This is a genomic window from Neisseria sp. HMSC070F02, from assembly GCF_001814225.1.
GTDB lineage: Bacteria > Pseudomonadota > Gammaproteobacteria > Burkholderiales > Neisseriaceae > Neisseria > Neisseria meningitidis.
In genome coordinates, this window is record NZ_KV815481.1 from 15,596 (window position 1) to 25,841 (window position 10,246).

At 54.9% G+C, this 10,246-nt stretch carries 12 protein-coding genes and 1 pseudogene; 5 read left to right on the forward strand and 8 right to left on the reverse strand.

Annotated elements, in window-relative coordinates; genetic code table 11:
• Nucleotides 1-26: 26 nt before the first annotated feature.
• On the reverse strand, nt 27-1,001 hold the full coding sequence (locus tag HMPREF2959_RS09150; RefSeq protein WP_002243240.1) for a KpsF/GutQ family sugar-phosphate isomerase: 975 nt from the start codon (nt 999-1,001) through the stop codon (nt 27-29).
• Between the two features lie 95 nt (nt 1,002-1,096).
• Here HMPREF2959_RS09150 and tal point away from each other — a divergent pair, with 95 nt between their 5' ends.
• From tal to gluQRS, 4 genes and pseudogenes are all read left to right on the forward strand, one after another.
• Entirely contained in the window at nt 1,097-2,152 is a 1,056-nt protein-coding gene (gene tal / locus HMPREF2959_RS09155; RefSeq protein WP_002231779.1) for a transaldolase, read from the forward strand.
• Between the two features lie 14 nt (nt 2,153-2,166).
• Nucleotides 2,167-2,301 (forward strand): hypothetical protein, encoded by a 135-nt coding sequence (locus tag HMPREF2959_RS13405; protein WP_002252676.1) that lies wholly within the window; start codon nt 2,167-2,169, stop codon nt 2,299-2,301.
• Between the two features lie 4 nt (nt 2,302-2,305).
• Nucleotides 2,306-2,597: pseudogene (locus tag HMPREF2959_RS09160) on the forward strand (hypothetical protein).
• A gap of 16 nt (nt 2,598-2,613) precedes the next feature.
• Nucleotides 2,614-3,501 (forward strand): tRNA glutamyl-Q(34) synthetase GluQRS, encoded by an 888-nt coding sequence (gene gluQRS, locus HMPREF2959_RS09165; RefSeq protein ID WP_002243239.1) that lies wholly within the window; start codon nt 2,614-2,616, stop codon nt 3,499-3,501.
• Between the two features lie 67 nt (nt 3,502-3,568).
• On the opposite strand, the gene dusA is transcribed toward gluQRS, so the two are convergent.
• The 7 genes from dusA to HMPREF2959_RS09200 all read right to left on the reverse strand — a co-directional run bounded on the left by dusA (nt 3,569) and on the right by HMPREF2959_RS09200 (nt 8,020).
• Entirely contained in the window at nt 3,569-4,579 is a 1,011-nt protein-coding gene (gene dusA, locus HMPREF2959_RS09170; protein WP_002235445.1) for a tRNA dihydrouridine(20/20a) synthase DusA, read from the reverse strand.
• Between the two features lie 30 nt (nt 4,580-4,609).
• The gene (dtd, locus tag HMPREF2959_RS09175; RefSeq protein ID WP_002235444.1) at nt 4,610-5,101 is read right to left on the reverse strand and encodes a D-aminoacyl-tRNA deacylase; all 492 of its coding nucleotides are present in this window, start codon (nt 5,099-5,101) and stop codon (nt 4,610-4,612) included.
• Nucleotides 5,102-5,174: 73 nt separating this feature from the next.
• Nucleotides 5,175-5,933, reverse strand: a complete 759-nt coding sequence (locus HMPREF2959_RS09180) for a peptidyl-prolyl cis-trans isomerase (RefSeq protein WP_002216425.1) — start codon at nt 5,931-5,933, stop codon at nt 5,175-5,177.
• Nucleotides 5,934-6,003: 70 nt separating this feature from the next.
• Entirely contained in the window at nt 6,004-6,870 is an 867-nt protein-coding gene (locus tag HMPREF2959_RS09185; RefSeq protein WP_002212350.1) for a peptidyl-prolyl cis-trans isomerase, read from the reverse strand.
• A 48-nt stretch (nt 6,871-6,918) separates the two neighbouring features.
• Entirely contained in the window at nt 6,919-7,197 is a 279-nt protein-coding gene (locus HMPREF2959_RS09190) for a BolA family protein (protein ID WP_002216424.1), read from the reverse strand.
• Nucleotides 7,197-7,487 carry a YciI family protein gene (locus HMPREF2959_RS09195; RefSeq protein WP_002216423.1) on the reverse strand — a complete coding sequence of 97 codons (291 nt, stop codon included), beginning with the start codon at nt 7,485-7,487 and terminating at the stop codon, nt 7,197-7,199. Before HMPREF2959_RS09195 ends, HMPREF2959_RS09190 begins: the two co-directional genes overlap by 1 nt.
• A gap of 2 nt (nt 7,488-7,489) precedes the next feature.
• Nucleotides 7,490-8,020, reverse strand: a complete 531-nt coding sequence (locus HMPREF2959_RS09200) for a septation protein A (protein WP_002216422.1) — start codon at nt 8,018-8,020, stop codon at nt 7,490-7,492.
• Between the two features lie 308 nt (nt 8,021-8,328).
• Between HMPREF2959_RS09200 and tspA the strand changes: the two genes are divergently transcribed.
• Nucleotides 8,329-10,246, forward strand: a 1,918-nt coding sequence (tspA, locus tag HMPREF2959_RS09210; protein WP_070696724.1) for a FimV/HubP family polar landmark-like protein TspA, incomplete at its 3' end; no start/stop codon positions are given.

Sequence of the window (10,246 nt, forward strand, 5' to 3'; positions counted from 1 at the left end):
ACGCCGTACTGGTTTTTGTTAATCCACTATACAATCCGCGCCGCCAAAAGGTCGTGCATATTCAGCGCGCCGATCAGTACGCCGTCGGCATCAGTAACCAGAAGCCCATTCACATGGTTTGCCTGCATGACTTTCAGGGCTTCGGTGGCGAGACGTTCGGCGGAGATGGTTTTAGGATGCGTATGCATGACTTCGTCTATCGAAAGACCGGTAAAATTGTCGCATTCTTGAAACAGGCGGCGCAAATCGCCGTCGGTGAATACGCCTTTCAGACGGCATTGCCCGTCCGTTACCGCCAACATGCCCAGCCCTTTTTCACTCATGCTGACGATGGCTTCTTTCAAGGGCGTGCCGAGTCGGACGGCAGGCAGGCCGCCGCCTTTGTGCATAATGTCGGCAACGCGCAAAAGCAGGCGTTTGCCGAGGCTGCCGGCAGGGTGGCTCAAGGCGAAGTCGTCGGGCGTGAACGCACGCGCACGCAGCAGGACGACCGCCAACGCATCGCCCAAAGCCATGACGGCGGTGGTGCTGGTGGTCGGGGCAAGCCCCAGCGGGCAGGCTTCTTGCGAAACCGATGCGGTGATATGGATGTCGGCATGGCGCGCCATGGTTGAATCGGGGCGGGCGGTAATGCAGACAAGCGTGATGTTTTTGCGTTTGAGCGCGGGGATGATGGCGGCGATTTCATCGCTTTCACCGGAATTGGAAATGGCGACGACCACGTCGTTGTCCACAATCATGCCCAAATCGCCGTGTGCCGCTTCCGCAGGGTGGACGAAAAACGCGGGCGTGCCGGTCGAGGCCATGGTTGCCGCCATTTTGCGCCCGATATGTCCCGACTTGCCCATGCCCGTGATAACGACCCTGCCTTTGCAGTGCAACAACGCGTCCGCCGCAAGGGCGAAGTTTTCGTCCAAATCCGCCGCAATTTCGCGCAAGCCTTCCGCTTCGGTGTGCAACACTTCGCGCGCCCAGTCGAGATATTTTCCGTTTTCTGCCATTGCCATCCGCCTTTGCTGTAACAAAACTACCCAAAATTTCCGAATCGGGGTAGCATAAGCATTCAAACCCCGCCATCCATCCAAAGGAATCAGAAATGACTATTTTATCGGACGTTAAAGCATTAGGACAACAAATCTGGCTGGACAACCTTTCCCGCTCGCTAGTGCAAAGCGGCGAATTGGCGCAAATGTTGAAACAAGGCGTGTGCGGCGTAACTTCCAATCCCGCCATTTTCCAAAAAGCCTTCGCCGGCGACGCGCTTTATGCCGACGAGGTTGCCGCCCTCAAGCAGCAAAACCTCAGCCCCAAACAACGCTACGAAACCATGGCGGTTGCCGATGTGCGTGCCGCCTGCGGCATCTGTCTTGCCGAACACGAATCCACCGGCGGCAAAACCGGTTTCGTCAGCCTCGAAGTTTCGCCCGAATTGTCCAAAGACGCGCAAGGCACGGTAGAAGAAGCGCGCCGCCTCTACGCCGCCATCGGGTGCAAAAACGCGATGATTAAAGTGCCTGCCACCGACGCAGGCATCGATGCGCTCGAAACCCTCGTTTCGGACGGCATCAGCGTGAACCTCACGCTGCTGTTCTCACGCGCCCAAACCCTCAAAGCCTACGCCGCCTACGCGCGCGGCATTGCCAAACGCTTGGCAGCTGGACAAAGCGTTGCCCATATCCACGTCGTCGCCAGCTTCTTCATCTCCCGCGTGGACGGCGCGCTGGACACAACACTGCCCGACCACCTCAAAGGCAAAATCGCCATCGCCCTTGCCAAAGCCGCCTACCAAGACTGGGCTCAATACTTCGGCAGCCCGGAATTTGCCGCGCTGGAAGCCCAAGGCGCAAACCGCGTGCAGCTTTTATGGGCATCCACCGGCGTGAAAAACCCGGCCTATCCCGACACACTCTACGTTGACAGCCTGATCGGCGCGCACACCGTCAACACCGTTCCAGATGCCACGCTCAAAGCCTTTATCGACCACGGCACAGCCAAAGCCACGCTGACCGAAGGCGTAGAAGAAGCACAAGCGCAGCTTGCCGAAACCGCCGCGCTCGGCATCGATGTCGAAACCTTGGCGGCACGTTTGCAGGAAGACGGTTTGAAACAGTTTGAAGAAGCGTTTGAAAAACTGCTCGCACCGTTGGTTTAAACTTTTCATCCCCGATGCCGTCTGAAAGGCTTTCAGACGGCATCGCCCGTTTGACCGGACACAGTGCGGCATATCAAGGATTCACCCTAAAAATATTAATGGGCAAGAAGTTAATGCACGACATTACCCACCAACACAAAAGGAAATAGAATCATGGCAAAAGCACTCGAAATCATTTCACCCAATGAAATTTATTCAGATCTGATTTTTTAAGGATCCGGTACCTCCCCATACAATATATACAGAATTGATGAAACTGGTTAGTAGAAATGCAAGTAATGAGAGAATCGCAGATAGAGCCTTCGATTTTTTCTCGTCCGGCCTTATGGATGGTTCAGCTACCGAAGAGCAATATAATGCCCTATATGATTTAACCTTGCTTGAAGAGCCCGGGATGGAACTGAATAAAGATGAGATAATGGCTTTGATTCATAGTCTTAAATAAAGGGGCTGTACCGGATATGTACACAGGACGTTTCGCCCCCAGCCCGACCGGGCTGCTCCACATCGGCTCGCTGCTGACCGCCGCCGCTTCCTATGCCGATGCACGCTCAAACGGCGGCAAATGGCTGGTCCGCATGGAAGACCTCGATCCGCCGCGCGAAATGCCGGGGGCGGCAAGCCATATCCTGCACACGCTTGAGGCATTCGGATTCGAGTGGGACGGAGAAGTCGCCTATCAGAGCCGCCGTTACGCCCTGTATGAAGAAACCCTATGCCGTCTGAAAACCGCCGGACTGGTCTATCCCTGCCATTGCAGCCGCAAAGACTGGCAGGCTGCGGCAGTCCACGGCGCAGACGGATTCGTCTATAACGGACGTTGCCGCAATCCGCAGCAACGCCCTGCACCGCAAGGCAAACAGCCGGCGTGGCGCATCCGCGTCCCCGACCGCATTATCGGTTTTTCAGACGGCATCGTCGGAGGTTACGCCCAAAACCTCGCCCGCGACATCGGCGATTTCGTCCTGCTTCGTGCAGACGGTTACTGGGCATACCAACTCGCCGTCGTTGCCGACGATGCCGAACAGGGCGTTACCCACATCGTCCGCGGACAAGACCTGCTCGTTTCCACTCCGCGCCAAATCTATTTGCAGCAGTGTTTGGGCGTTCCGACACCGCAATATGCCCACCTGCCGCTGCTGACCAACGCACAAGGGCAGAAATGGTCGAAACAGACGCTCGCCCCCGCATTGGATTTAAACCGCCGCGAACAACTCCTCCGCCAAGTGTTCCGTTACCTCAAGCTGCCCGAAGCACCGGAAACCGACCGCCCTGCCGAACTGCTCGACTGGGCGGTGGCACACTGGGATATGGACAAAGTGCCGAAACACGCCATTACCACCCCCTAAACACCGCCCGACAAACGCACAAATGCCGTCTGAAACTTTCAGACGGCATTTCACATACAGCCCCGCCCTATTCGCGCGTATTTGCCCGTTCGACTTCTTCCCACGCTTCGAGAATCAGGCCGCCGTCGTTGTCTTTCAAGAGCATCGCGTCGGAAAGCATACGCCGCCAAGTCCGCGCACCTTTCAAACCGTGCATCAGCCCGAGGCTGTGGCGGACGATGTGGCGCAAGATTGTGCCGCGTCCGGCTTGGATCTGGGCTTGGCTGTATGTGTAGAGGCACTGCACCAAATCGGCGTATTCGATCGGGCTGCGAGTATCGCCGTAAAACAATCTGTCCCATTCGCGCATCACCATCGGGTTGTGGTACGCCTCGCGCCCGACCATTACGCCGTCAACGTGTTGCAGGTGTCCGGCGATTGCTTCGTTGGTGGTGATGCCGCCGTTGATGATGATTTCCAGCCCGGGAAACTCCTGCTTGAGGCGGTAAACGTAATCGTATTTCAACGGGGGAACGTCGCGGTTTTCTTTGGGGGAAAGACCGTCCAGCCAAGCGTTGCGGGCGTGGACGATGAAGGTTTTGCAGGCGGTTTTGTCGCGCAGCGTGCCGACGAAATCGGCAACGGTTTGGTATTCGGTCTGCCTGTCCACACCGATACGGTGTTTGACGGTAACGGGAATACCGACCGCGTCCTGCATGGCGTTGAGGCAGTCGGCAACCAGCCCGACTTCGTTCATCAGACACGCGCCGAACGAGCCTTTCTGCACGCGCGGACTGGGGCAGCCGCAGTTGAGGTTGACCTCGTTGTAACCGTATGCCTCGGCGGCTTTGGCGGCTTTCGCCAAATCGGACGGATCGCTGCCGCCCAGTTGCAGGGCGACGGGCTGCTCGCCTTCGTTGAACATCAAAAAGCGGTCTTTGTCGCCGTAAACAATCGCACCGGCATTGACCATTTCGCTGTACAGCCAAGTATTTCGGGTAATCTGGCGGGCAAGGTAACGGTAGTGCCTGTCCGTCCAGTCGAGCATCGGGGCGACGGAAAGGCGGCGCGGGGGAAGGGTGTGTGTATTGTCGTTCATTGTCGATATTTCATCATTGCGGATTCAATTTCAATCCGGAACAACCTTCATTTTTGGGGAAATCCGCGTCATGAAAGAGTCCAGCAGTATAGTTACCGGCCCGTCGTTGCAGAGCGACACCTGCATATGCGTGCGGAAACGCCCTGTTTCGACATGAATCCCGTGCCCGCGCAACAGTTCTGCCGTATGCAGATAAAGCCGTTTTGCCTGTTCTGCAGGTGCGGCTTTCGAAAATGACGGCCGCCGGCCGCTTGCCGCATCGGCATAAAGCGTAAACTGCGACACCAGCAGCACGGATCCCCCGACATCCTTCAAAGACAGGTTCAACTTGCCCGCTTCGTCTTCAAACACGCGCAAATGGGCGATTTTGTCGGCGACATAGCGTGCATCTTTTTCTATGTCGCTATGCGTTACACCGAGCAGTACGACGAATCCGCCGTCGATTTTGCCGCAGGTTTCCGTGCCGTTTTCGGACACGACATCCACCTTTGCACCTACCGTTTTCTGTATGACCGCACGCATAAGCCGTCCTCCTTACCTGAACGTGCAATGCCGTCTGAAAAGGCTTCAGACGGCATCGGTATTGGAAATGCCATTACGGTTTGACACCGTTTTCTTCCAAAATGGCATCGATTTTCAAGCGGGCTTTTTCCTGTCTCAAACCTTGTTCCAACTGGTTTCTGACCAACTCGAAAGGCTGCGCGTCGGGGTTTTTCCCGACCTCGCTGAGTTTGAACAGATAATAGCGTTCGCCCAATTTGACCGGATCGCGGGTAACGTCGCCCCGATTCATCGCTGCAAACTGCGAAGCCAGCGGCTCGGGAAGCTGCTGCGCCATAATGAAACCGTCAAACGCCTGCTCGTCGTTCGGATAACGCTTCATCAGCCCTTCAAAAGACAGCCCTTTGAGCAGGAGCTGCTGCGCCTGACGCGCCTCCTCTTCGGTTGCGAAGCTGACCTGCTGCAATTTGATCATGCGGATTTGCCGCTCATAAAACTGACGCAGTGCGCTTTCGGAAACCGTTTCCGAACGTTCCAGAAAACGGACGTACTCCTCGGCATAAAAAGACGCTTCGGCGATTTTAAAGCGGTTTTGGACATCCTTATCCTTATCCAAACCTTCCTTCAATGCCCTGTTTTTCAAAACTTCCAAAGTTTGCAGCCGACGGACGGCATCGTTTCGGATTGCCTGCCCGTCCGGTTTTTGGGACTGCTCCGCATGCCGGTCTGCCTGCTGCATGATCTGCGCCACCAGCGTATCCACCAAAGCCGGGTCGATTTCGGGTGCTTTGGCTGCCGCAAAACCTGCCAACATTGCAGCAATAACTGCGGCAGCGGTTTTTTTCTGTTTCATGGTATTCCCTGTCCTGCGCGGCGGCAAAACGCCTGTCTGAACGTCTTGCCGCCGTATCCCGTTTTCAGAATTATTTTGCAGGTTTGATGTTTGCCTTGCCCAACAGTGCACCGACGGCACGGTCAATCCGTTCCGCCTGAAGGTTGCCGGCAATCTGTCCTTTCATTTCATCAAAAGAAGGCACTTTCACCTCGCGGCTGTCGTTGACATAATAAACGCCGTAGAAATCGCCGTTTTTCAGCGGCGTTGCCGTAAATTCGCCTTTTTTCAAGTCCTTAATTGCCTGATAAAGCGGCGGAACACCCTGTTCCAAATCTTTCAGCGGCACATATCCGACCGGCGCGCCGGTCTGTTTGGTACGGTCGTTGAGGGAATATTGTTTCAAGACGGCATCGAAACCTTTTTTCGCCTTCAAGTCGGCAACCGCTTTTTTTGCATTTTCTTCCTTGTCGGTCAGGATTTCGCCCAACTGGACTTCCTGCGTACCTTTGTAAAAACCGCTGATATTGTCATATGCGGCTTTTACTTCCTGCTCGGAAACCGGTTGGGTTTTGGCGATATGCAATGCGTATGCCTCGCCGTTCAAGCCATATTTTACCGCCTGCCAAACGGTTTTGAAGGACGGTTTCTTGTCGTCGCCCGACTTTTTCGCTTCGGCACGCAATTTGGCAAGCGCATTTTTAAACTCTGCCGACCGGTCGAGTTTCAGGCGTTTCACTTCCTGTGCGACCACGGTGTTGACCACTTCGTTTTCCAGCAGGGATTGGCGCAGTTGCGGCGTGTCTTCGGCACGGCTGTTTTCCGCACGGAATGCGGCAACCTGCGCATCGATGACGGAACTGTCGATTTTCTGACCGTTGACGGTTGCCAGCGTTTGGGCAAACAGGCTGCCGGAACAGGCAAGCAGTGCAACGGAAGTCAGGATTTTTGCTTTCATAATCTTCTCTCTTTAAATTTTAAATTGAAATGTTCGGGCAGACTTCATTCAGTCCGCCGTATGGAAATACTCGTCAGGGGTAGCCGCCCGGATGCCGAGCGCGTGAATCATGCCGCCTGAAAACAAATCTTTGAGCAGCGATTTGACCGTTTTCTGGCGGTTCAGGCGGCTTACGCCTTCAAAACGGCCGCTGACGACCAAAACGGCATAATGTCCGCCGCCGGTATTGCCCGCGTGTCCTTTGTGCAGATGGCTCTCATCGCCGATTTCCAACACCAGCGGATCGAGCGTCTGCAGGCGTTCGCGGATCAAATCGACGGCCGGCATTATTTGAACACCGCTTTAAACGGCTTGATCAGCACTTCGCTGTACACGCCTGCATGAACATAGGGATCGTCTTCCGCCCACGCCTCTGCCGCATCCAAAGACTCGAACTGCGCCACAATCAAACTGCCCGAAACGCGGTTGGAGTCCTCCGGCAAAGGATTCGGGCCTGCCGTCAACAGCCGGCCTTCCGACTTCAGCGTCTCCAGCCGTTTGAGGTGTTCGGGACGTGCCGCCATACGCGCTTCATACACATTCTCCCCGTCTGTTGCCAGCAACATAAAATATTCCACAGTCAATCCTCCTTTTTCAGACAGGTACTCAGATAAATACCCTGAATAATAAAGAAAACAAGCATCAGTGCAGTCGAGCCGAACATTTTATAGTTGACCCATTGCGACTCGAACCGGGTAAACACAAACCAGTTGGCGATACCCATAAAAATCAGGAAACCGACCCACATATACGTCAATTTCGCCCATACGGCATCCGGAAGCTGAATCTCCCTGCCGATACTCGCCTTCAAGCCGTTTTTACCGGCGAGGTGGCTGCCCCACAGGAACAGCGCGCCCAGCCAAAACAAAACGCTCGGCTTCCACATAATGAAGCGGCTGTCGCCCAAAACAATGGTTGCGCCACCGAATATCACAATCAGCACCAGTCCGACCCACTGCATCGTATCCAGCTTTTTATATTTCCAATACAGAAAAGCCGCCTGAACCACACCAGCAACCAAGGCGACCGCCGTAGCGGCAATCATATTTTTGGTAACGGTATAGGTGGCGAAAAACAGGATGACGGACAAAAGGTCGCTGACGAATTTCATATCCAAATGAGAAAGCAAATCAAATAAACGCTAAATCATACAGGCAGAACCCTGTTTTTGCACCTGCAAAACCAACAAATTTTGTTTTGATTGATGCAAATATGCACAGATGTTTTTGAAAAAAGATGGAGATATGTCATAATTTGTAAAAACGGCGAATGATTGCCGTTTAAAATGTGGCGGCGGTCGGTACATTCACATATTAAATGCCCGCCGGCCGACTGCCCCGCCGATGCCCGATGATGACGAAATTTACAGACTGTACGCGGTCAAACCGTATTCAGCCGCCAACCCACAGGGGATACATCTTGAAAAACAACAGACAAATCAAACTGATTGCCGCCTCCGTCGCAGTTGCCGCATCCTTTCAGGCACATGCTGGACTGGGCGGACTGAATATCCAGTCCAACCTTGACGAACCCTTTTCCGGCAGCATTACCGTAACCGGCGAAGAAGCCAAAGCCCTGCTAGGCGGCGGCAGCGTTACCGTTTCCGAAAAAGGCCTGACCGCCAAAGTCCACAAGTTGGGCGACAAAGCCGTCATTGCCGTTTCTTCCGAACAGGCAGTCCGCGATCCCGTCCTGGTGTTCCGCATCGGCGCAGGCGCACAGGTACGCGAATACACCGCCATCCTCGATCCTGTCGGCTACTCGCCCAAAACCAAATCTGCACTTTCAGACGGCAAGACACACCGCAAAACCGCTCCGACAGCAGAGTCCCAAGAAAATCAAAACGCCAAAGCCCTCCGCAAAACCGATAAAAAAGACAGCGCGAACGCAGCCGTCAAACCGGCATACAACGGCAAAACCCATACCGTCCGCAAAGGCGAAACGGTCAAACAGATTGCCGCCGCCATCCGCCCGAAACACCTGACGCTCGAACAGGTTGCCGATGCGCTGCTGAAGGCAAACCCAAATGTTTCCGCACACGGCAGACTGCGTGCGGGCAGCGTGCTTCACATTCCGAATCTGAACAGGATCAAAGCGGAACAACCCAAACCGCAAACGGCGAAACCCAAAGCCGAAACCGCATCCATGCCGTCCGAACCGTCCAAACAGGCAACGGTAGAGAAACCGGTTGAAAAACCTGAAGCAAAAGTTGCCGCGCCCGAAGCAAAAGCGGAAAAACCGGCCGTTCGACCCGAACCTGTACCCGCTGCAAATACTGCCGCATCGGAAACCGCTGCCGAATCCGCCCCCCAAGAAGCCGCCGCTTCTGCCATCGACACGCCGACCGACGAAACCGGTAACGCCGTTTCCGAACCTGTCGAACAGGTTTCTGCCGAAGAAGAAACCGAAAGCGGACTGTTTGACGGTCTGTTCGGCGGTTCGTACACCTTGCTGCTTGCCGGCGGAGGCGCGGCATTGATCGCCCTGCTGCTGCTTTTGCGCCTTGCCCAATCCAAACGCGCGCGCCGTACCGAAGAATCCGTCCCTGAGGAAGAGCCTGACCTTGACGACGCGGCAGACGACGGCATAGAAATCACCTTTGCCGAAGTCGAAACTCCGGCAACGCCCGAACCCGCTCCGAAAAACGATGTAAACGACACACTTGCCTTAGATGGGGAATCTGAAGAAGAGTTATCGGCAAAACAAACGTTCGATGTCGAAACCGATACGCCTTCCAACCGCATCGACTTGGATTTCGACAGCCTGGCAGCCGCGCAAAACGGCATTTTATCCGGCGCACTTACGCAGGATGAAGAAACCCAAAAACGCGCGGATGCCGATTGGAACGCCATCGAATCCACAGACAGCGTGTACGAGCCCGAGACCTTCAACCCGTACAACCCTGTCGAAATCGTCATCGACACGCCCGAACCGGAATCTGTCGCCCAAACTGCCGAAAACAAACCGGAAACCGTCGATACCGATTTCTCCGACAACCTGCCCTCAAACAACCATATCGGCACAGAAGAAACAGCTTCCGCAAAACCTGCCTCACCCTCCGGACTGGCAGGCTTCCTGAAGGCTTCCTCGCCCGAAACCATCTTGGAAAAAACAGTTGCCGAAGTCCAAACACCGGAAGAGTTGCACGATTTCCTGAAAGTGTACGAAACCGATGCCGTCGCGGAAACTGCGCCTGAAACGCCCGATTTCAACGCCGCCGCAGACGATTTGTCCGCATTGCTTCAACCTGCCGAAGCACCGTCCGTTGAGGAAAATGTAACGGAAACCGTTGCCGAAACACCCGATTTCAACGCCACCGCAGACGATTTGTCCGCAT

Coding starts and splice junctions, on each gene's coding strand:
- HMPREF2959_RS09150 (WP_002243240.1), bottom strand. CDS start 1,001: ATGGCAGAAAACGGAAAATATCTCGACTGGGCGCGCGAAGTGTTGCAC.
- tal (WP_002231779.1), top strand. CDS start 1,097: ATGACTATTTTATCGGACGTTAAAGCATTAGGACAACAAATCTGGCTG.
- HMPREF2959_RS13405 (WP_002252676.1), top strand. CDS start 2,167: ATGCCGTCTGAAAGGCTTTCAGACGGCATCGCCCGTTTGACCGGACAC.
- gluQRS (WP_002243239.1), top strand. CDS start 2,614: ATGTACACAGGACGTTTCGCCCCCAGCCCGACCGGGCTGCTCCACATC.
- dusA (WP_002235445.1), bottom strand. CDS start 4,579: ATGAACGACAATACACACACCCTTCCCCCGCGCCGCCTTTCCGTCGCC.
- dtd (WP_002235444.1), bottom strand. CDS start 5,101: ATGCGTGCGGTCATACAGAAAACGGTAGGTGCAAAGGTGGATGTCGTG.
- HMPREF2959_RS09180 (WP_002216425.1), bottom strand. CDS start 5,933: ATGAAACAGAAAAAAACCGCTGCCGCAGTTATTGCTGCAATGTTGGCA.
- HMPREF2959_RS09185 (WP_002212350.1), bottom strand. CDS start 6,870: ATGAAAGCAAAAATCCTGACTTCCGTTGCACTGCTTGCCTGTTCCGGC.
- HMPREF2959_RS09190 (WP_002216424.1), bottom strand. CDS start 7,197: ATGCCGGCCGTCGATTTGATCCGCGAACGCCTGCAGACGCTCGATCCG.
- HMPREF2959_RS09200 (WP_002216422.1), bottom strand. CDS start 8,020: ATGAAATTCGTCAGCGACCTTTTGTCCGTCATCCTGTTTTTCGCCACC.